The sequence below is a fragment of the Aeromonas sp. PrichA-15 genome, assembly GCF_017939245.1.
Classification (GTDB): Bacteria; Pseudomonadota; Gammaproteobacteria; order Enterobacterales; family Aeromonadaceae; genus Aeromonas; species Aeromonas caviae.
The window spans coordinates 1-293 of record NZ_JAGKRH010000314.1; the positions used below are offsets into that span (position 1 = coordinate 1).

Here is a 293-nt window from a genome sequence, read left to right on the forward strand (position 1 = left end):
GCAGCAGTGGCCCTGAACAAGGAAGGACATCCAATCAAGATGCGGATGACGGTGGTCGATGGTTTCAAAACCAAGTCCGTTGCTGATTGGGCAAAACGGCATATTGCCAGTGGTAGCGCGGTGATATCCGATGGATTGGCCTGTTTTAAAGCGGTCAAGGAGGCCAATTGTGAGCACCTGGGTGTTGTCACCGGGGGCAACCTGGACTGGCTGGATCATCCGGCATTCAACTGGGTAAACACGATGATAGGAAATGTGAAAAACTCGCTGCGGGGCAGTTGCCATACGCTCGG

The 293-nt window shown here is 53.6% G+C and carries 1 protein-coding gene; it reads left to right on the forward strand.

The window, feature by feature from the left end:
* Positions 1-293 (forward strand): transposase (locus J9889_RS22010; RefSeq protein ID WP_210558207.1); only part of this gene is annotated, 293 nt, incomplete at both ends.